The sequence below is a fragment of the Paractinoplanes abujensis genome, assembly GCF_014204895.1.
GTDB lineage: Bacteria > Actinomycetota > Actinomycetes > Mycobacteriales > Micromonosporaceae > Actinoplanes > Actinoplanes abujensis.
On sequence record NZ_JACHMF010000001.1, the window covers coordinates 6,029,213 to 6,049,207 of the forward strand.

The 19,995-nt window shown below is 68.4% G+C and carries 17 protein-coding genes and 3 tRNA genes; all 20 read right to left on the bottom strand.

From position 1 onward, the window contains the following. Positions 1-22: 22 nt before the first annotated feature. Positions 23-493 (bottom strand): 30S ribosomal protein S7, encoded by a 471-nt coding sequence (rpsG, locus tag BKA14_RS27535; RefSeq protein WP_133873229.1) that lies wholly within the window; start codon positions 491-493, stop codon positions 23-25. Position 494: 1 nt separating this feature from the next. Beyond that, positions 495-869 (bottom strand): 30S ribosomal protein S12, encoded by a 375-nt coding sequence (gene rpsL / locus BKA14_RS27540; protein WP_014440718.1) that lies wholly within the window; start codon positions 867-869, stop codon positions 495-497. 395 nt (positions 870-1,264) lie between these two features. Beyond that, complete coding sequence (locus BKA14_RS27545; RefSeq protein ID WP_184953725.1) at positions 1,265-1,735, bottom strand: hypothetical protein; 471 nt, start codon at positions 1,733-1,735, stop codon at positions 1,265-1,267. Between the two features lie 47 nt (positions 1,736-1,782). Continuing rightward, positions 1,783-2,121, bottom strand: a complete 339-nt coding sequence (locus BKA14_RS27550; protein ID WP_184956992.1) for a hypothetical protein — start codon at positions 2,119-2,121, stop codon at positions 1,783-1,785. Positions 2,122-2,197: 76 nt separating this feature from the next. Beyond that, a complete protein-coding gene (locus BKA14_RS27555; protein WP_184953726.1) occupies positions 2,198-6,088 on the bottom strand; it encodes a DNA-directed RNA polymerase subunit beta' in 3,891 nt (1,296 codons plus the stop codon). 90 nt (positions 6,089-6,178) lie between these two features. Further along, on the bottom strand, positions 6,179-9,619 hold the full coding sequence (gene rpoB, locus BKA14_RS27560) for a DNA-directed RNA polymerase subunit beta (RefSeq protein WP_184953727.1): 3,441 nt from the start codon (positions 9,617-9,619) through the stop codon (positions 6,179-6,181). 599 nt (positions 9,620-10,218) lie between these two features. Continuing rightward, complete coding sequence (gene rplL / locus BKA14_RS27565) at positions 10,219-10,605, bottom strand: 50S ribosomal protein L7/L12 (protein ID WP_184953728.1); 387 nt, start codon at positions 10,603-10,605, stop codon at positions 10,219-10,221. A gap of 55 nt (positions 10,606-10,660) precedes the next feature. Then, entirely contained in the window at positions 10,661-11,206 is a 546-nt protein-coding gene (gene rplJ / locus BKA14_RS27570; protein ID WP_184953729.1) for a 50S ribosomal protein L10, read from the bottom strand. Between the two features lie 821 nt (positions 11,207-12,027). Next, positions 12,028-12,708, bottom strand: a complete 681-nt coding sequence (locus BKA14_RS27575; RefSeq protein WP_184953730.1) for a hypothetical protein — start codon at positions 12,706-12,708, stop codon at positions 12,028-12,030. Next, positions 12,705-13,604, bottom strand: coding sequence for an ATP-binding cassette domain-containing protein (locus BKA14_RS27580; RefSeq protein WP_184953731.1), 900 nt, complete (start codon positions 13,602-13,604; stop codon positions 12,705-12,707). Before BKA14_RS27580 ends, BKA14_RS27575 begins: the two co-directional genes overlap by 4 nt. 62 nt (positions 13,605-13,666) lie before the next feature. After that, entirely contained in the window at positions 13,667-14,377 is a 711-nt protein-coding gene (rplA, locus tag BKA14_RS27585) for a 50S ribosomal protein L1 (protein ID WP_184953732.1), read from the bottom strand. A 63-nt stretch (positions 14,378-14,440) separates the two neighbouring features. Continuing rightward, positions 14,441-15,241 carry a transcription termination/antitermination protein NusG gene (nusG, locus tag BKA14_RS27590; RefSeq protein ID WP_184953733.1) on the bottom strand — a complete coding sequence of 267 codons (801 nt, stop codon included), beginning with the start codon at positions 15,239-15,241 and terminating at the stop codon, positions 14,441-14,443. A gap of 39 nt (positions 15,242-15,280) precedes the next feature. Further along, positions 15,281-15,643, bottom strand: coding sequence for a preprotein translocase subunit SecE (gene secE / locus BKA14_RS27595; protein WP_184953734.1), 363 nt, complete (start codon positions 15,641-15,643; stop codon positions 15,281-15,283). Positions 15,644-15,750: 107 nt separating this feature from the next. Then, positions 15,751-15,823 (bottom strand) — tRNA-Trp (locus BKA14_RS27600). A gap of 107 nt (positions 15,824-15,930) precedes the next feature. Then, positions 15,931-16,326, bottom strand: coding sequence for a MaoC family dehydratase (locus tag BKA14_RS27605; RefSeq protein WP_184953735.1), 396 nt, complete (start codon positions 16,324-16,326; stop codon positions 15,931-15,933). Beyond that, entirely contained in the window at positions 16,323-16,769 is a 447-nt protein-coding gene (locus BKA14_RS27610; protein ID WP_184953736.1) for a MaoC family dehydratase N-terminal domain-containing protein, read from the bottom strand. Before BKA14_RS27610 ends, BKA14_RS27605 begins: the two co-directional genes overlap by 4 nt. Positions 16,770-16,846: 77 nt before the next feature. Further along, positions 16,847-17,014 carry a 50S ribosomal protein L33 gene (gene rpmG, locus BKA14_RS27615; protein ID WP_184953737.1) on the bottom strand — a complete coding sequence of 56 codons (168 nt, stop codon included), beginning with the start codon at positions 17,012-17,014 and terminating at the stop codon, positions 16,847-16,849. A gap of 103 nt (positions 17,015-17,117) precedes the next feature. Next, a tRNA-Met gene (locus tag BKA14_RS27620) sits at positions 17,118-17,190 on the bottom strand. Positions 17,191-17,237: 47 nt separating this feature from the next. Then, positions 17,238-17,310, bottom strand: a tRNA-Thr gene (locus tag BKA14_RS27625). Positions 17,311-17,404: 94 nt separating this feature from the next. After that, positions 17,405-19,939, bottom strand: a complete 2,535-nt coding sequence (locus BKA14_RS27630) for a putative bifunctional diguanylate cyclase/phosphodiesterase (RefSeq protein ID WP_184953738.1) — start codon at positions 19,937-19,939, stop codon at positions 17,405-17,407. Positions 19,940-19,995 lie beyond the last annotated feature (56 nt).

Sequence of the window (19,995 nt, forward strand, 5' to 3'; positions counted from 1 at the left end):
ATGCCGGGCCGGCAGCGGGGTCTTACCAGCGGTAGTGCGCGAAGGCCTTGTTGGACTCCGCCATCTTGTGGGTGTCCTCGCGACGCTTGACAGCGGCACCCAGGCCGTTGCTGGCGTCGAGCAGCTCGTTCTGCAGGCGCTCGATCATGGTCTTCTCGCGGCGGGCCTTGGAGTACTGGACCAGCCAGCGCAGACCGAGAGTGGTCTGACGCGGGGTGCGGACCTCGACCGGAACCTGGTAGGTCGCGCCACCGACGCGGCGGCTGCGGACCTCGAGGGTCGGCTTGACGTTGTCCATGGCGCGCTTGAGCGTCACCACGGGGTCGGTGCCGTTCTTCTCGCGGCAGCCCTCGAGGGCGCCGTACACGATGCGCTCAGCGAGCTGACGCTTGCCGCCGACCAGGATCTTGTTGACCAGCTGGGTCACGAGCGGCGAGTTGTAAACCGGGTCCGCGACCACTGGGTGGCGCGGAGCGGGGCCCTTGCGCGGCATGTCAGCTCTTCTCCTTCTTCGCGCCGTAACGGCTGCGAGCCTGCTTGCGGTTGCGGACACCCTGGGTGTCCAGCGAACCACGGACGATCTTGTAGCGGACGCCCGGCAGGTCCTTCACACGACCGCCACGCACGAGCACGATCGAGTGCTCCTGCAGGTTGTGGCCGACACCGGGGATGTACGCCGTCACCTCGATCTGGCTGCTGAGCTTCACACGAGCGACCTTGCGCAGCGCAGAGTTCGGCTTCTTGGGGGTGGTGGTGTACACGCGCGTGCACACGCCGCGCCGCTGGGGGCTTCCCTTAAGCGCCGGCGTCTTGGTCTTGCTCGTCTTAGCCTGTCGGCCCTTGCGGACCAGCTGCTGGATCGTGGGCACCGGGTTTCTCCGCTCCCTTCGGCCGCTTCCTAGGCGGCCGCACCGTCTTATGTCTGCCTCTGTGTGCTGGTCAATCCCCGGTACGAGAGGACTGTCCGGCACCCGCGGTCGGGCGTGTCGTCCGGCTCACGGTCCCGCCGCGCGTTGGTCAACGCGCACCGGGTCTTGTCTTGGTCGACACCCGCTGGGCGCCGGCTCGGCGTGGCGCCACCAAGTCGCTTTGACGCGGACTCGGGCGCACGCACGAGTTGCCCGGGCAAGCCCGGGCACGAGGGGAAAGATTACCCACCCCGAGCACCCAGGTCAAAATGAGGCCCAGGACCACGCGACGGATATCTCCGATACAAGTGTACCGGGTGGCTCACGGAAGCAACGCCGCGGTGCCGGATCCAGCCTCAGACCGAAATCTGCAACACCAGAGTCAACGCGAGGGACAGCAGCGCAATTCCCGCGCCGGCGGCGCCGCACACGATCCCCGACATGCCCAGCCCGGCTCCGGTGAAGCGCACGTGACCGGTCCGGCCCGACGTGCGGACCTGTCGGCGAGCCACCGCCCCGAGCGCGATCGCACCCCCGCCCACCAGCACGCTGAGCAGCGTGAAGGCGCCCGAGACCCAGCCGCCCCAGCCGCTTGCCGAGCCGGCCAGGCCGAAGCAGAGCACGAGCAGAGAGGCCAGGATCGAGCCGATGCCGGCAATCAGGGAGCCGATCGCCAGGCCCGAGGTGATCGGCTCGACCCGCAGCTGGACCAGGCCGAACTCGGTGCCCGGCATCGCGTCGACCCGTTCCGGGCGCCAGCGGCCCGACGGGGGCGGCGGTGGCACTGCCGGCGGGTAGGGCACCTGCGGCGGGGGCGGGACCGTCATGACAAGAGCATGTCACTCGTACGGGATCGGCCGCATCCCGCCCGCGGCTAGTCGGTGCCGGGTGAGAAGTCGGCGCCGCCCGGGGTGCCCGCCAGATGCAGCAGACCGGCGATCGACGCGACCACGAGTGCCGTCAGCGCGAGCACGATGCCGGCCCAGGCCAGCCGGCGGCCCCGCCTGATCCACGCCGAGCCGGTCAGATAGCCCTTGGCCTCGTACGCCTGCCGGGCCGTCTGCTTGGCCAGCAGGAGGGCGATGGTGGCCGGAATCACACCGCCCACGAAAGCGCCGGTCAGGAAACCCACCAGGCCGAGCGCGAAAACCGCCCGAGCCTTCGACGAGGGCTCAGGATCCGGGTCCATGGGGTGGCGGTCCGGCACGGTCATCGGAAGGGTCACCCCACCATCTTAGAAACGCCGAAGGGCGGCCGCGCAGTGCGCGGCCGCCCCGGTGCTTACAGCCTTACCGGTACGACCCGAAGTCGAAGTCGTCCAGCGGCACAGCCTGCCCGCTGGCCGGCCCGAAGCCGTAGTCGGTCTCGGGGTACCCGGTCATCGAGTACACCTTGGCCTTGGCCTCCTCGGTCGGTTCGACCCGGATGTTGCGGTACTTGGAGATACCCGTACCGGCCGGGATGAGCTTACCGATGATGACGTTCTCCTTGAGGCCCACCAGCGAGTCGCTGCGCGAGTTGATCGCAGCGTCGGTGAGCACCCGGGTGGTCTCCTGGAAGGAGGCCGCGGAGAGCCAGGAGTCGGTGGCCAGCGAGGCCTTGGTGATACCCATGAGCACCGGACGACCGGCGGCGGGCTCGCCACCCTCGCCGACGAGCCGGCGGTTCTCCGACTCGAACAGCGCCCGGTCGACCAGCACGCCCGGCAGGAACTCCGCCGCGCCCGAGTCGATGACCGTCACCCGCTTGAGCATCTGGCGAATGATGATCTCGATGTGCTTGTCGTGGATGAGCACACCCTGCGAGCGGTAGACCTCCTGGACCTCGGAGGTCAGGTGGACCTGGACCGCCCGCGGACCCATGATCCGCAGAAGCTCGTGCGGGTCGATGGTGCCCTCGGTCAGCTTCTCGCCGACGCCGACGTGGTCGCCGTCGTGGGCCCGGAGCTTGACGCGCTTGGAGATCTTGTCGTAGACGATCTCCTCGCTGCCGTCGTCCGGCACCACGATGATCTTGCGCGAGCGCTCGCCGTCCTCGATGCGGATGCGTCCCGGGGTGTCGGCGATGGGCGCCTTGCCCTTGGGCACGCGGGCCTCGAAGATCTCCTGCACACGCGGCAGACCCTGGGTGATGTCCTCACCCGCGACACCACCGGTGTGGAAGGTACGCATCGTCAGCTGCGTGCCCGGCTCACCGATGGACTGGGCGGCGATGATGCCGACCGCCTCACCGATGTCCACGCCCTTGCCCGTCGGCAGCGAACGGCCGTAGCAGGCCGCGCACACGCCGAGCTTCGACTCGCAGGTCAGCACCGAGCGCACCCGGACGTTCTCGACACCCGCCGCGACCAGCTGGTCGACCAGGATCGAGTTGAGGTCCGAGCCGCGCGCCACGACCAGGTTGCCGTTGGCGTCCTTGATGTCGTCGGCCAGCGTACGAGCGTGCACCCCGGTCTCGGCGTGCACGTGCACGACCAGCGTGCCGTCGGCCTCGCGCTCGCCCACCTGCATCGGGATCGCGCGGTCGGTGCCGCAGTCCTCCTCGCGGATGATGACGTCCTGCGAGACGTCCACCAGACGACGGGTCAGGTAACCCGAGTCGGCGGTACGCAGCGCGGTGTCGGCCAGACCCTTACGAGCACCGTGGGTGGAGATGAAGTACTCCAGCACGGTCAGGCCCTCGCGGTACGACGAGGTGATCGGCCGCGGGATGATCTCACCCTTGGGGTTGGCCACCAGGCCACGGATCGCGGCGATCTGCCGGAGCTGCAGCAGGTTACCGCGGGCGCCCGAGTTGATCATGACCCAGAGCGGGTTCTCGTGCGGGAGCGAGTTCTCCATCTCCTTGGAGATCTCGTTCGTGGCCTTGGTCCAGATCTCGATGAGCTCGCCGCGACGCTCCTCGGCGGTCATGAGACCACGCTGGTACTGCTTGTCGATCCGGTCCGCCTCGACCTGGTAGCGCTGCAGGATCTCCGGCTTGCGCTCCGGGCCGATGACGTCGCCCATGCCGATCGTCACACCGGACCAGGTGGCCCAGTGGAAGCCGGCCTCCTTGAGCGCGTCCAGGGTCGCCGCGAGGCTGACCTTGGGGAAGCGCTCGGCGAGGTCGTTGACGATCGCCGACAGCTGACCCTTGCGGATCTCGTAGTTCACGAAACGGTAGCCCGGGGGCAGCGTCTCGTTGAAGATGACCCGGCCGAGAGTGGTCTCGACCAGCAGCGGCTCGCCCTCGGTCCAGTCCTCCGGCGCGGTCCACGCGGCGCCCTTGGCCCCGTTGTCGACGCCGATGACCTCGCGCAGCCGGATCTTCACCGGCGCCTGCAGGTGCAGTTCGCCGTTGTCGAAGGCCATCCGCGCCTCGGCGTCCGAGCTGAACACCCGTCCCTCGCCCTTGGTGCCGGGCGTCTCGTGGGTCAGGTAGTACAGCCCGATGACCATGTCCTGGGTCGGCATGGTGACCGGCTTGCCGTCGGCCGGCTTGAGGATGTTGTTCGACGAGAGCATCAGGATCCGGGCCTCGGCCTGCGCCTCGGCCGACAGCGGCACGTGCACCGCCATCTGGTCACCGTCGAAGTCGGCGTTGAACGCCGTACAGACGAGCGGGTGGATCTGGATCGCCTTGCCCTCGACCAGCTGCGGCTCGAAGGCCTGGATGCCCAGGCGGTGCAGCGTCGGCGCGCGGTTCAGCAGCACCGGGTGCTCGCTGATGACCTCTTCGAGGACGTCCCACACGACCGGCCGCTGACGCTCGACCATGCGCTTGGCCGACTTGATGTTCTGCGCGTGGTTCAAGTCGACCAGGCGCTTCATCACGAACGGCTTGAACAGCTCCAGCGCCATCTGCTTGGGCAGACCGCACTGGTGCAGCTTCAGGCGCGGGCCGACGACGATGACCGAACGGCCGGAGTAGTCGACGCGCTTGCCGAGCAGGTTCTGACGGAACCGGCCCTGCTTGCCCTTGAGCATGTCGGACAGCGACTTGAGCGGGCGGTTACCCGGGCCGGTGACCGGCCGGCCGCGGCGGCCGTTGTCGAACAGCGCGTCGACGGCCTCCTGCAGCATCCGCTTCTCGTTGTTCACGATGATCTCGGGCGCGCCGAGGTCGATGAGCCGCTTGAGCCGGTTGTTGCGGTTGATCACGCGGCGGTACAGGTCGTTCAGGTCGGACGTGGCGAAGCGGCCACCGTCGAGCTGCACCATCGGGCGCAGGTCCGGCGGGATGACCGGAACGCAGTCCAGCACCATGCCGAGCGGCGAGTTACGCGTGTTCAGGAACGCGGCGACGACCTTGAGGCGCTTGAGAGCACGGATCTTGCGCTGGCCCTTACCCGTACGAATGATCTCGCGCAGGTTCTCGGCCTCGGCGTCCAGGTCCATGTTCGTCAGCAGCGCCTTGATCGCCTCGGCGCCCATGCCACCGGTGAAGTACTCACCGAAGCGGTCCCGCAGCTCGCGGTAGAGCAGCTCGTCGGTGACCAGCTGCTTGGAGTCGAGCTTGCGGAAGGTGTCGAGCACCTCGTCGAGCCGGTCGATCTCCCGCTGCGCCTTGTCACGGATCTGGCGCATCTCGCGCTCGCCGGCCTCCTTGACCTTGCGGCGCACGTCCGCCTTGGCCCCTTCGGCTTCGAGCTCCGCGAGGTCCTGCTCCAGCTTCGCGGCACGCTTCTCGATCTCCGAGTCGCGGCTGTTCTCGGACTGGCGCTTCTCGGCGAAGATCTCGTTCTCGATCGTGGACAGGTCGCGGTGACGCGCCTCGGCGTCAACGCTCGTGACCACGTACGAGGCGAAGTAAATGATCTTCTCGAGGTCCTTGGGCGCAAGGTCGAGCAGGTAGCCCAGGCGGCTCGGCACACCCTTGAAGTACCAGATGTGCGTGACCGAGGCGGCCAGCTCGATGTGGCCCATGCGCTCACGGCGGACCTTGGACCGGGTCACCTCGACGCCGCAGCGCTCACAGATGATGCCCTTGAACCGGACCCGCTTGTACTTGCCGCAGTAGCACTCCCAGTCCCGCTGCGGACCGAAGATCTTCTCGCAGAAGAGTCCGTCCTTCTCGGGCTTGAGCGTGCGGTAGTTGATCGTCTCGGGCTTCTTGACCTCGCCGTGCGACCACTGCCGGATGTCGTCAGCGGTGGCCAGGCCGATGCGCAACTCGTCGAAGAAGTTGACGTCGAGCACTTGGTCTATCCCTCGTATTTCGTTGCTCGAATGGGTTCCAGGCCGGCGGTGGCGTCCCCCGGGGCTTTCACACCCCGGGGGACGCTTCCGTCAGATCTCTTCGACGCTGCTGACGCCCTCGTTCGGGCGCCGTGACAGGTCGATACCGAGTTCCTCCGCGGCCCGGAAGACCTCGTCGTCCGTCTCGCGCATCTCGAGGGCCACACCGTCGCTGGAAAGCACCTCGACGTTCAGGCACAGCGACTGCAGCTCCTTGAGGAGCACCTTGAAGGACTCGGGGATTCCCGGCTCCGGGATGTTCTCGCCCTTGACGATGGCCTCGTAGACCTTCACGCGACCGAGGACGTCGTCGGACTTGATGGTGAGCAGCTCCTGCAGCGCGTAAGCGGCGCCGTAGGCCTGCATCGCCCAGCACTCCATCTCGCCGAACCGCTGGCCACCGAACTGCGCCTTACCACCCAGCGGCTGCTGCGTGATCATCGAGTACGGGCCGGTCGACCGAGCGTGAATCTTGTCGTCGACCAGGTGGTTCAGCTTGAGGATGTAGACGTACCCGACCGAGACCGGGTCCGGCAGCGGCTCGCCGGAGCGGCCGTCGAACAGCTGCGCCTTGCCGTCACCGTTGACCAGCCGCTTACCGTCGCGGTTGACCAGCGTCGACTCCAGGAGGCCCTTGATCTCCTCCTCCTGCGCACCGTCGAAGACGGGGGTCGCGACGTTCGAGTCCTTGGGGGACTCGTGCGCCTCGATCGCGCGCAGCTGGCGCTTCCACTCGGCGTCCTCGCCCTCGACCTCCCAGCCGGTCTTGGCGATCCACCCGAGGTGGGTCTCCAGAACCTGGCCGATGTTCATACGCGAGGGCACACCGAGCGGGTTGAGCACGATGTCGACCGGGGTGCCGTCCTCAAGGAACGGCATGTCCTCGACCGGCAGGATCTTGGAGATGACGCCCTTGTTGCCGTGGCGGCCCGCGAGCTTGTCACCGTCCTGGATCTTGCGCTTCTGGGCCACGTAGACCCGGACCAGCTCGTTGACGCCGGGGGGCAGCTCGTCGCCGTCCTCCCGCGAGAACGTGCGGACACCGATGACCGTGCCGGTCTCACCGTGCGGCACCTTCAGCGAGGTGTCCCGGACCTCCCGGGCCTTCTCACCGAAGATCGCGCGGAGCAGCCGCTCCTCGGGGGTCAGCTCGGTCTCGCCCTTGGGCGTGACCTTGCCGACCAGGATGTCGCCCGGCACGACCTCGGCGCCGATCCGGATGATGCCGCGCTCGTCCAGGTCGGCGAGCATTTCCTCGCTGACGTTGGGGATGTCGCGGGTGATCTCCTCCGGGCCGAGCTTGGTGTCGCGGGCGTCGACCTCGTGCTCCTCGATGTGGATCGAGGTGAGGACGTCCTGCTGGACGAGGCGCTGCGACAGGATGATCGCGTCCTCGTAGTTGTGACCCTCCCAGCACATGAACGCGACGAGCAGGTTGCGGCCGAGGGCCATCTCCCCCTCGTCGGTGCACGGGCCGTCGGCGATGACCTGGCCGGCCTCGACCCGGTCACCCTCGAACACGACCGGCTTCTGGTTGACGCAGGAGCCGGCGTTGGAGCGGCGGAACTTGTGCAGCAGGTACGTACGGCGGTGGCCGTCGTCCTGGTGGACCGTCACGTAGTCGGCGCACAGGTCCTCGACCACGCCGCCGACCTCGGCCACGACCACGTCGCCGGCGTCGACCGCGGCACGGTACTCCATGCCGGTGCCGACCAGCGGCGCCTCGGCCTTGACCAGCGGCACGGCCTGACGCTGCATGTTCGCGCCCATGAGGGCACGGTTGGCGTCGTCGTGCTCGAGGAACGGGATCATCGCGGTCGCGACCGAGGTCATCTGACGCGGCGACACGTCCATGTAGTCGACCTCCGTGCCGGGCACGTAGTCGACCTCACCACCCTTACGGCGGACCAGGACGCGGTCGTCGGCGAAGGTGCCGTCGCTCTTCAGCGTGGCGTTCGCCTGCGCCTTGATGTACCTGTCCTCCTCGTCAGCCGTGAGGTAGTGCACCTCGTCGGTGACAGTGCCGTTCTCAACCTTCCGGTACGGCGTCTCGATGAAGCCGAACGGGTTGACGCGGGCGAAGGTGGACAGGGCGCCGATCAGGCCGATGTTCGGGCCCTCGGGCGTCTCGATCGGGCACATCCGGCCGTAGTGGGACGGGTGCACGTCGCGGACCTCGAAGCCGGCCCGCTCACGCGAGAGGCCACCAGGGCCGAGCGCAGACAGACGACGCCGGTGGGTCAGGCCCGCCAGCGGGTTCGTCTGGTCCATGAACTGCGACAGCTGCGACGTGCCGAAGAACTCCTTGATCGCCGCCACGACGGGACGGATGTTGATCAGGGTCTGCGGCGTGATCGCCTCGACGTCCTGAGTCGTCATGCGCTCGCGGACGACGCGCTCCATCCGGGACAGGCCGACGCGGACCTGGTTCTGGATGAGCTCGCCGACCGTACGCAGACGCCGGTTGCCGAAGTGGTCGATGTCGTCGGCCTCGTAGCCCTCCTCGCCGGCGTGCAGGCGAGCGAGGTAGTCCACCGTCTTGACGATGTCTTCCTCGGTCAGCGTGCCGCGGACGATCGGGACGTCGATGTCGAGCTTCTTGTTGAACTTGTAACGGCCGACCTTGGCGACGTCGTACCTCTTCGGGTTGAAGAAGAGGTTGTCGAGCAGGGTCTGCGCGTTCTCCCGGGTCGGGGGCTCGCCGGGGCGGAGCTTGCGGTAGATGTCGAGCAGGGCCTCGTCCTGCCCGGCGATGTGGTCCTTCTCCAGCGTGGTCATGAGGAGCTCGGACCAGCCGAAGCGCTCACGGATCTGGTCGGCCGACCAGCCGATCGCCTTGAGCAGGACGGTGACGGCCTGCCGGCGCTTGCGGTCGATCCGGACACCGACCGTGTCGCGCTTGTCGATGTCGAACTCCAGCCAGGCGCCCCGGCTGGGGATGACCTTGACGCTGGAAAGGTCGCGGTCGGAGGTCTTGTCCGGCTCCTTGGTGAAGTACACGCCCGGCGAACGGACGAGCTGGCTCACCACGACGCGCTCGGTGCCGTTGATGACGAAAGTCCCCTTGGGGGTCATCATCGGGAAGTCACCCATGAAAACGGTCTGGCTCTTGATCTCGCCAGTCGTGTTGTTGGTGAACTCCGCGGTCACGAACAGCGGTGCGCAGTAGGTCAGATCCTTCTCTTTGCACTCCTCGATCGAGGCCTTGACCTCGTCGAATCGGGGAGACGAGAAGGACAGCGACATGGTGCCGGAGAAGTCCTCAATGGGACTGATCTCTTCGAGGATCTCTGCGAGGCCCGAGTGGGCATGCGGGTCGTCCGTCGACCGGGCCTGCCAAGCCTCGTTCCCGACCAGCCAGTCGAAGGACTCCGTCTGGAGGGCGAGGAGGTTGGGGACCTCAAGTTGCTCGGTGATCCTGCCGAAAGAGACACGGCGGGGTGCGTAAGCGCTCGACGTACGGCTGGTCTTCGCAGGGCGGGAAGCTGCCAAGATGCGTCCTTCCGAGGACCGGTGCTGCTGATGCGGCTGCAGCTGCGGTATGCAACTGTCTGCGTGCACTCCAACGAGCCCCCAGGAATTCATCCGAATGGATGTCCCGAAAGGGCTCAAGACAGAAGGCAGCGCAAACTAGCAGTGTAGCCGCTCGGCTAACCGCTGTCCAGCCCACACCTGAGGGGGCCTGCGGAACGCATCCCCGCGGCCTCTGACCTGCGCCTCAGGGGCCAGGGCCAAGAGCGGGGCCGCTCGGAACGCGGCAACTCTCCCTCTAGTGCCTCTCCGCGGGAACCGGTGAGACCGGATTACCCTCGGCTCGGCTGTCGCAAGCGCGGAAACTTGCTGTCATCAGCGTGCCTGTCAGGGGACACACAGTCAAGGGCTCTGGCGCGGGTCGAACCCCCGCCGTCGCCCACCCGGCGCGCTCTAGCGACCATACTCCACGGCTTGCCCGATTGAACCCGCTTTGTACGTCGGCCGTCCGACAGCTCGGCTTTCCCAAGTCATACCTGGTCAAGGGGTTATGAACACGAATGGCGAGGACCCGCACACGGGTCCTCGCCATTCGCAAGAGAATGCAGTGGAGCGTTAGATCACTTGAGGGTGACCTTGGCGCCCTCGCCCTCGAGCTTGGCCTTGGCGGCCTCGGCCTTCTCCTTGTTGACACCCTCGAGGATCGCCTTGGGGGCGGACTCGACGGCGTCCTTGGCCTCCTTGAGGCCCAGGCCGGTCAGCTCACGCACGACCTTGATGACCTGGATCTTCTTGCCACCGTCACCCTCGAGGACAACGTCGAACGAGTCCTTCTCGGCCTCGGCCTCGGGGGCAGCGCCGCCGCCACCGGGGGCAGCCGCGACGGCAACCGGGGCGGCCGCCTTGACGTCGAAGACGTCCTCGAACTGCTTCACGAACTCCGACAGCTCGATCAGCGTCATCTCCTTGAACGCGTCGAGCAGCTCGTCGGTGCTGAGCTTCGCCATGTCTGGCAACCTTTCCTAGCTTTTGAGTAAAAAAGTCGTGCTGGTGCGCGGTGGCTCAGGCCTCCGCGGGACCGTCCTTCTCGCGCTTCTCCTGAAGAGCGGCCGCGAGGCGTGCCACCTGCGCAAGCGGGGCCTGGAACGTGCCCACAGCCTTGGCCAGGTTGCCCTTCATGGCGCCGGCCAGCTTGGCCAGCAGAACCTCACGCGACTCGAGGTCAGCGATCTTGTTGACGTCATCCGCCGAGATCGCCTTGCCCTCGAAAACACCGCCCTTGATGACCAGGACGGGGTTGGCCTTGGCGAAAGCCCGAAGGCCCTTGGCCGCCTCGACCGGGTCGCCGCTGATGAAAGCGAGCGCGGTAGGACCGGCAAACAGAGTGTCGAGGCCCTCGATGCCCGCGTCGCTCGCAGCGCGCTTCGCCAGGGTGTTCTTCGACACCGCGTACTTGGTGTCGCCGCCCAGCGAACGGCGCAGCTCGGTGAGCTGCTTGACCGTGAGACCGCGGTACTCGGTCAGCACGGTGGCCGACGAGTTACGGAAGTCCTCCGTCAGCTCCGCAACGGCAGTGGCCTTGTCGGCCCGGACCGGCTTGTCCGCCATGTCCCTCCTCTCTCAATGCTCGAACCACTGGCCGGCATCGAAGGAGGGGCGAAATGAGAAACGCCCCGGCGCAGGGCGCACGGGGCGGAACAGACTCGGATCGACCCGAGCCCAGTCACGAACCGTTCTCCCCTGCGCGGGCCGCCCGCATCTGCGGGACCTTCGACCACGGCCGGAAAACGGCCACGGCGACCAGCGGTCTGTGGGTGGAACTTCGACAAGGAACTGTACGCGACCCGTCCGTCAACGCCAAATCACCTGCCGGGGCGGTTGTCTACACGCGTTTACCTCTCCTACCCATAGACCCCACCCACCCGGGGTGGCCACCCACTTTCAGCCTACGCGGCCCCGGCGGCGGGACTGGAGTTATCCACAGTTACGGGTTATCCACAGGGCCCAGGGCAGATCTTGGCGCGAGGAGGCAGGATCGCCGGCGACAGGAACGGGACCGGCCTCGCGGAAGCCGGGAACGGCCGTCGGAGCTCGGAGCGGCCTGGCCGCCGGAGCCGGGAGCAGCCAACCGAGCCGGGAGCGGCCTGGCCGCCGGAGCTGGAAGCGGCCAACCCAGCCGGGACCGGCCTGCCCGCCGGAGCTGGAAGCGGCCAACCCAGCCGGGACCGGCCTGCCCGCCGGAGCTGCGAGCAGCCAACCGAGCCGGGACCGGCCTCGACGCGGAAGCTGGGAGCGGCCGACCGAGCCGGGACCGGCCTGGCCGCCGGAGCTGGAAACGGCCAACCGAGCCGGGGGCGGCCTCGCCGCCGGAGCCGGGAGCGGCCTCACCGCCGGAGCTGGGAGCAGCCGTCCGAGCCGGGGCGGCCTTGTCAGGAACGGGAGCGACGGAGGTAGGCGTAGATGGTCAGGGCGGCGGTGCACCAGACAGTGGCCCACAGGGTGAGCAGGGCCAGCGTTGCCGCGGACGGGGTGGTGTCGGGGGTGAGGGCGCGTGCCGTGGCCATGACAGGCGGGACCAACCACGGCAGGAAGGAGCCCTGCAAGCCCAGCACGACCACGAGGACGGCCGCGGTGACGAGCACGGCCACGCCGTTGCGGACGCCGCGCGTGACGGCCCGGCTGGCCAGGGCGCCGATCGCGACGGCGGGTGGCACGGCCAGCAGGTGGGCCAGTATGCCGAGCAGGGTGCCGGAGAGCACGGGCTTCTCGGTGTCGATGCCGTGGAACAGCCAGGGTGCGCCCATTGCGAGGGCGCAGACGATCAGCGACAGCGCGGCGGCGGCCAGCAGACCGGCTGCGGCTTCGGCGCGGGCGCCCACTGCCACGCGGGCCAGGCGGCGCTGCCCGTCGGGCTCGGTGTCGAGCAGCAGCTTCGACTGCCAGGCGAGCACGGGGAAAAGCGCGGCGGCGGAATACCCGTAGGCCACCGCCGCGGGCGACGCTCCCCCGCCGTAGATGACGCCCAGCACGACCAGCACGGCGATGGCGGGTGGGAGGATCCGGCCGCCGCGGAGGAGGGCGGCCAGACGCATCCGGATCAGGGCGTTCATCGGGCGTCACCGGAGCTCACGTCGCGGACGCCCAGGACGGCGTGGCCTTGGGCCCGCAGCCGGACCACGGCCTCGTCGGCGGCGGCGCGCGGGACGGAGATCTCGATGACGACCTCGTCGCGGCCGGGAGAGGCCGGGGCCGGCGAACCAGACGGCGCGGGCAGAGCCGACGGAGCAGGCAGGGCCGACGGAGCAGGCACGGCCGACGGAGCCGCCGGGGAGGAAGGAGCAGGCAGGGCGGACGGAGCAGGCGGAGCCGGCGGGGCTGGGGCCGGCGGGGCTGGAGCAGGCGGGGCTGGGGCCGGTTCGACGGTGGCGTCGGTGACCGACCAGTGGGTCGCGCCGGGGAGGGCGGCTATCTCGCCACGGTGGTCGCTGACCAGCACCATGGCGCCGGTGGCGGTGACCTCGGCGACGATCTCGGGGATCAGGGTGCGGGCCGCGGCGTCCAGGCCCTCCCACGGCTCGTCGAGAATGAGCAGGCCGGGCCGGGCGATAAGGGCCTGGGCCAGGCCGACTTTCTGGGCGGTGCCCTTGGAAAGGTCGCTCAGGCGGGTGCCGGTGTGGCCGGTCAGCAGCAGGCGCTCGATCCACTCGTCGGCCCGGGCGGGGGCGTGGCCGCGCAGCGTGGCCATTCGGTGCAGGTAGTCGCCCGCGGTGAACGGCTGGTCGGCCGGGAAGCGCTCGGGCACCCAGCCCACGATCGGCGGGCGGTCGCGCACGGCGCCGCGTCGGGGGCGGAGGACGCCCGCGGCCAGCTGGAGCAGCGTGGATTTGCCGGCGCCGTTGCGGCCCAGCACGACCACCGTCTGGCCCGGCTCGACGACGGCGTCGACCGCGCGGAGCGTCCAGTCGGCTCGGCGGCCGTAGCGGAACCACACCCCGTCGAAACGCACGGGCGAACTTTGCCACAGAAAAGCCCCCGGGGATGTCCCCGGGGGCTTCGCTGAAGCAGTGATCAGGCCTCGGCGTTGGTCAGGCCCTTGACCACGTTGGGGTCGACCGGCACGCCGGGGCCCATGGTGGTGGTGACGGTGACCTTCTTGAGGTACTTGCCCTTGGCCGCGGACGGCTTGGCCCGCAGCACCTCGTCGAGCACGGCGGCGTAGTTGTCGGTCAGCTGCTCCGGCGTGAACGACGCCTTGCCGATGATCAGGTGCAGGTTCGAGTGCTTGTCGACCCGGAACGTGATCTTGCCGCCCTTGATCTCGTTGACGGCCTTGGTCACGTCCATGGTGACGGTGCCGGTCTTCGGGTTGGGCATGAGACCACGCGGGCCGAGGATGCGGGCGATCCGACCGATCTTGGCCATCTGGTCGGGGGTGGCGATCGCGGCGTCGAAGTCGAGCCAGCCACCCTGGATGCGGGCGACGAGCTCGTCGGTGCCGACCTCGTCGGCGCCGGCCGCGACGGCCTCCTCGGCCTTCGCGCCCTGGGCGAAGACGATCACGCGGGCGGTCTTGCCGGTGCCGTGGGGCAGGTTGACCGTGCCGCGGACCATCTGGTCGGCCTTACGCGGGTCGACGCCGAGACGCATGGCGACCTCGACGGTGGCGTCGAACTTGGTCGGGCTGGTCTCCTTGGCGATCTTGATCGCCTCGGCCGGCTCGTACAGCTTGTTCGGGTCGATCTGCTCGGCGCCCTTGCGGTAGCCCTTGCTGCGCTGCATTTCACTTACTCCTGTGTGGTAGATGGCGGGCCTCGTCGCGAGGCCCTCCCACTGACGTGCTTGTCAGATCTTGGCGACCTGGTTGAAGTTCAGTTCCACCGGCGTCTCACGGCCGAAGATGGAGACCAGAACCTTCAACTTCTGCTGGTCGGCATTGATTTCGCTGATCGAGGCGGGCAGCGAGGCGAACGCGCCGTCGGTGACCGTGACCGAGTCGCCGACCTCGAAGTCGAGCACCTTGACCTCGGGCTTGACCTTCTTCTCCTCCTGCTCGACCGCGGGCGCCAGCCACTTCAGCACCTCGTCGAGCGAGAGCGGGGCGGGGCGGTCGACGCGGTCGGTCGCACCCACGAAGCCGGTCACTCCGGGCGTGTTGCGAACACAGGAGTACGACTCGGGGGACAGATCCATCCGAACGAGGATGTAGCCCGGGAAAACCTTGTTGTTGACCTGGAGGCGCTTGCCGTTCTTGACCTCGACCTCTTCGCGGGTCGGCACCTCGACCTGGAAGATGAAGTCCTCCATGTCGAGGCTGGTGATGCGGGTCTCGAGGTTGGTCTTGACCTTGTTCTCGTAGCCCGCGTAGGAGTGCACGACGTACCAGTCGCCGGGCGCATAGCGCAGCTTCTGCCGCAGCTCCTGCACCGGGTCGAAGTCTTCGTCGTCCTCGGCTGCGGAGGAGCCCCCGGCTGCGGAGGAGTCCTCGACCGCGGAGGAATCCTCGACCGCCGGGGCCGCGGGCTCCTGCGGCTCGGTCGCCTCGTCCTGCGGCTCAGCGGCCTCGACCGACTCGTCGTTGTCCGCCGTGGCCACCGACGACTGCTCGTCGACGGACTGCGCGGTCTCGTCGTCGTACTCAGGCACGCTCGCTCACTTCCAGCTATGTCTTCTCAAACTGCGGGGTCAGCCGCCGAACGCCCAGAGGATGGCCTTGCCCAGGCCGAGGTCCAGCAGGCCGACGATGGTGGTCATGACCGCCACGAAGACGATCACGATCGTCGTGTAGGTCAGCAGTTCCTTGCGCGTGGGCCAGATGACCTTACGCAGTTCGCTGACGACCTCACGGAAGAATCCGCCGATGCGCCCGAAGAAGCCGGACCGGCGGACCTCCTTCTTCGGCTTCGCCGAGCGCTCGGCGACGGCGGTGCCGCCCCGGCCTACCGGCTCGTCGCCGTCGGTCGCGTCCTTGTCGTCCTCGACGGCGTCGTCGAACACCTCGTCGTCGGCAGGGTCGCCGGCGTCACCGGGTCGGTTCCTGTCGGCCATGGCGCCCTACTTCCGTCATCGGTGGTGGGGGTCCCCTGTCGGCGCTCGTCACGGGCGCGGAGGTCGTGCGGACCGCGCACCGGGCGGGCACGTCTAGGAGGGTTGCGCAGGGGTGACAGGACTTGAACCTGCAGCCTGCGGTTTTGGAGACCGCTGCTCTGCCAATTGAGCTACACCCCTGTGCGAGGCAACTGAAACCCCGTCCCAGGCAGGCTGGTCCGGGGGTCATTGCCCCACGGCGCACCAGTGTACGGGTTCACACCGGGTTCGCCCAACCCGGGCTCGCCCTACCTCTTACGGATGGTCGCCTGGGCCATGGAAAGCACCTTCTCGCCCTGGCAGGTGGCGGTCAGGGCGAGCTTGGTGTGGCCCTCGTCGGTGGTCCCTTTCACCGTGGCGGTGACGACCACCTCGGTACCCTCGTCGGTGTCGGGCACCGGCACCGGGCGGGAGAAACGCACGTTGTACTCGACGACCGCGTCGGGCGCGCCGGCCCAGGCGGTGACGGCCCGGCCGACCAGGGCCATGGTGAACATGCCGTGCGCGATGACGCCGGGCAGGCCGACGCTCCGGGCGATCCGGTCGTTCCAGTGGATCGTGTTGAAGTCACCGGAGGCGCCCGCGTAGCGCACCAGGTCGGCCCGGGTGATCCGGAAGGTCTGCGGTTCCAGCGTGTCGCTCACTCGGCGCCCCTCTGCACAAGCTTGGACCAGACGGTGACCACCGGCTCGCCGGCGACCGTGGTGACCTCGGTGCGGGTCGTCAGGAAGTCGTGCCCGCCCCGGGAGGTGATGTCGTCGACCGAGTTGACGCAGACCAGCTCGTCGCCGGCCACGACCGGGCGCTGGTACGAGAACTTCTGGTCGCCGTGCACGACCCGGCTGTAGTCGAGGCCGAGCGCCGGGTCCTCGATGATCTGCCGGCTGGCGGCCATGGTGATCACGACGGGGAACGTGGGCGGGGCCACGACGTCGGGATAGCCGATGGCTCGGGCCGCCTCGGGGTCGTGGTAGGCGGCGTCGGCGGCGCCGATCGCGCGGGCGAACTCGCGGATCTTCTCGCGACCGACCTGGTAGGGCTCGGTGGCCGGCCACGTGCGGCCGACGAAGGACTGATCCAGGGGCATGGCTAAGAAACTACTTGCCTTCGAACGACTCTGCGCCGCCCGGTCGGAACCGGACGGCGCAGGTGAAGTGCGAAAGATCAGCGGGTCTCGCGGTGCAGGGTGTGCTTGCCGTCGCGCGGGCAGAACTTCTTCAGCTCGACCCGGTCCGGGTCGTTACGCCGGTTCTTCCGGGTGATGTAGTTCCGCTCCTTGCACTCCGTACAAGCCAAAGTGATCTTCGGACGGACGTCGGTCGCCTTGGCCACGACGGATTGCCTTCCTGCTAACGGGGTTTAACGACGCTCCAGATTACTTCATCGGAGCGCCGACATGCAAAGTGGGACCCCGGGTGGGATCCCTATTGCAAAGTAGCGGTGGCCGGACTTGAACCGGCGACACAGCGATTATGAGCCGCTTGCTCTGCCATCTGAGCTACACCGCCAGAGCCAGGCTCAAGTCCATCGCCTGAGGCGGGAACGAACCCGGTAGAGCCCCCTTACGGAATCGAACCGTAGACCTTCTCCTTACCATGGAGACGCTCTGCCGACTGAGCTAAGGGGGCTTGCGCGCGATCGCTCGCTTGGTGCGCAGGGAGAAGCTTACACGGCCCCGGGCAGGGGGTGAAATCGACTCCCCCAAACCCGTGTCGCCGCAGGTCAGATCACGGCTCGAAGCCTTCTGACCTCACCCGCGTCGGTGGTCGCGGGCTCGGTCTGCGCGCTGAACCAGGCCTCGAGCCGCTCGTACGGCAGAGGGCGGCTGAACAGGTAACCCTGGCCGATCTCGCAGCCCATCTCCTCCAGCAGATCGAGGGTGAGTTCGCTCTCGACGCCCTCGGCCACCACCGTGAGGCCGAACTCCCGGGCCAGGCTGATCACCGCGCGGACGATCGCCAGGTCGCCGGTGTCGGTCGCCATGCCCTGCACGAAGCTGTCATCGATCTTGACCTCCTGCACCGGCCACTGCCGCAGATAGGACAGTGACGACGCGCCGGTGCCGAAGTCGTCGACGCTGAGCTTGACCCCGAGATCGCGCAGGCGATAGAGGGTGGGCAGCACGCGCTCGATGTCGTTGAGCATGCCCGGCTCAGAGATCTCGAAGGTGACCTGGGCCGCGGCCACGCCGTACTGCTCGAGCAGCGTGGCGACCTGGTCGGGGAAGCGCGAGTCGAGCAGCGTACGGACCGACAAGTTGACCGCGATCGAGAGCGGACGGTCCTGATCGGCCCATTCCCGGCAGCGCCGCAGGCCCTCGGTGAGCACCACCTCGGTCAGCCGGGACAACTGACCGGTGTGCTCGGCCACGGCCACGAAGTCTTCCGGGGCCACCTCACCCTGCGCCGGGTGCTGCCAGCGGGCCAGGCACTCGACGCCGACGAGATGCCGGTCGGTCAGCGTGACCTTGGGCTGGAAGTAGACGTCGAGGGCGCCGTTGTCGAGAGCCGTACGCAGGTCGGCCGCGATGCCCAGGCGGCGCACGGCGCGGGACTCGAGCGCGGGGTGGAAGAGCTGCACCCCGTACGGGAGGACCTTGGCCGCGTTGCCCGCGAGCTCGGCCCGCTGCAGGAGCATCTCGGGATCGCCACCGTGGTCGGGGTAGACCGCCACGCCGACCGCGGTGTCGACGTCGAGGGTGAGCGTGCCGACCGTCATCGGGCCGCGCAGCTGCTCGCGCATCTCGGTGGCCAGCTGGACGGTGGCGTCGGTGCTCTCGGCGCGCAACGTCACCACGAACTCGTCGCCGCCGATCCGCCCGACCAGCGCGCCCGGCCCGGCGATGGACCGCAGCCGACCAGCCACCTCGGCCAGCAGCTTGTCGCCGGCGGCGTGGCCCATCGATTCGTTGACGTCGCGCTGCCCGTCCACGTCGAAGAGCAGGACCGCGACTACTTCGTCCTCGGCGCGCACCTTGACCGACTCGGCCAGCGCGTCGGTGACCCGGCGGCGGTTGGGCATGGCGGTCAGCCGGTCGTGGTAGGCGTCGTAGAGCAGCCGGTCGACCAGGCGTCCGTTCTCGACCGCGGCGGCGGCGTGGGTGGCGATCGTCTCGAGCACTTGGATGTCGGCCGGGCGGAACGACCGCGCGTCGCCGAGCCGGTTCACCACCTCGAGCGTGCCGATCGTCGTCTGCCCCGACCGCAGCGGGACGATCAGAACGTCCTTGATCTTCGAGTCGCGCAGCGGCTTGCGCAGGTCCTGGGTCTCGACGAAGCTCGGGCCGACGGCGAGCGCGCCGCCCCCGGCCACCGCCCGCTCCCGCACCGAGGCCGGCGTCGGGGAGATGTCGAGCAGGCCTTTGTTCTCCACCCGCGCGGTGAGCAGGACCTCGGGATGCCGGTCCTGCGGGGCGAGCCAGAGGGTGGCGTATTCCGAGCGCATCAGCGCCTGGACCCGGCCGAGCAGCACGTCGGGCAGGCCCGCGCCGTCGCTCGCCTCGCGGACGGCCTTGGTCAGCTCGTAGACCTCGGCCAGCGTGCGGTGCTGGCGGAAGAACTCGGCGAACGAGCGCAGGATCAGGATGAGCGCGCCGACGAGCAGCGCCAGCAGCACGGCCGACCAGTGCGTGGCCTCGAACGCGACCAGGAAGATCAGGCCGATCACCACATTGATACTGGCGATGATCATGCCGGGCACGCCGCCCCGCAGGACGTCCTGACCGGCGCGCAGGCCCTGCACGACGGTCATGACCCCGGCGAAGCTGAAGACGTCGGTGGCCGTGTAGACGAGCAGCGCGCCGGCCAGGATGAGCCACGTCCGGGGGTCGCGGCCGTCGTAGTGCGGCAGGGCCGCGACGACGAGGGAGGCCAGCGTGATGCCGGCGGAGGCCTTGGCGACGTTGAACCACAGCTTGGTCGGCGTGATCACGGCCGAGCGGATCACCTGCGTGATCAGGGTGGCGATGGCGACGACGGAGATCACCATGGCCGGCGGCAGGTAATACAGCACCAGGACGAACGGGACCTCGACCAGCACGATGCCGTAAGCACTGCGGCGGATGACGACGTGGAAGACGCCGACGTAGACCAGCCCGATGCCGGCCAGCGCCAGCAGGCCCTCGGGCCAGTAGTCGTACCAATCGCGATCGGTGGCCCAGAAGACGGCGAAACACGCGAGCGTGAAGGCGGCAAGCGGGCCGGTCACCAGCCATGCGTACTGGGCGGAGCGCGGCCGCGCTCGCGGGCGCTCGGCCATCGCGCTCCTTGTCAGTCGGGCGTGCGGGTGACTCGACGGATCACGAAGGGGCGGAC

Excerpts from the sequence above, each read along its gene's own strand:
- rpsG (WP_133873229.1), bottom strand. The coding sequence starts at position 493 with ATGCCGCGCAAGGGCCCCGCTCCGCGCCACCCAGTGGTCGCGGACCCG.
- BKA14_RS27545 (WP_184953725.1), bottom strand. The coding sequence starts at position 1,735 with ATGACGGTCCCGCCCCCGCCGCAGGTGCCCTACCCGCCGGCAGTGCCA.
- BKA14_RS27550 (WP_184956992.1), bottom strand. The coding sequence starts at position 2,121 with ATGACCGTGCCGGACCGCCACCCCATGGACCCGGATCCTGAGCCCTCG.
- rplL (WP_184953728.1), bottom strand. The coding sequence starts at position 10,605 with ATGGCGAAGCTCAGCACCGACGAGCTGCTCGACGCGTTCAAGGAGATG.
- rplJ (WP_184953729.1), bottom strand. The coding sequence starts at position 11,206 with ATGGCGGACAAGCCGGTCCGGGCCGACAAGGCCACTGCCGTTGCGGAG.
- BKA14_RS27575 (WP_184953730.1), bottom strand. The coding sequence starts at position 12,708 with ATGAACGCCCTGATCCGGATGCGTCTGGCCGCCCTCCTCCGCGGCGGC.
- rplA (WP_184953732.1), bottom strand. The coding sequence starts at position 14,377 with ATGCAGCGCAGCAAGGGCTACCGCAAGGGCGCCGAGCAGATCGACCCG.
- secE (WP_184953734.1), bottom strand. The coding sequence starts at position 15,643 with ATGGCCGACAGGAACCGACCCGGTGACGCCGGCGACCCTGCCGACGAC.
- BKA14_RS27610 (WP_184953736.1), bottom strand. The coding sequence starts at position 16,769 with ATGCCCCTGGATCAGTCCTTCGTCGGCCGCACGTGGCCGGCCACCGAG.
- BKA14_RS27630 (WP_184953738.1), bottom strand. The coding sequence starts at position 19,939 with ATGGCCGAGCGCCCGCGAGCGCGGCCGCGCTCCGCCCAGTACGCATGG.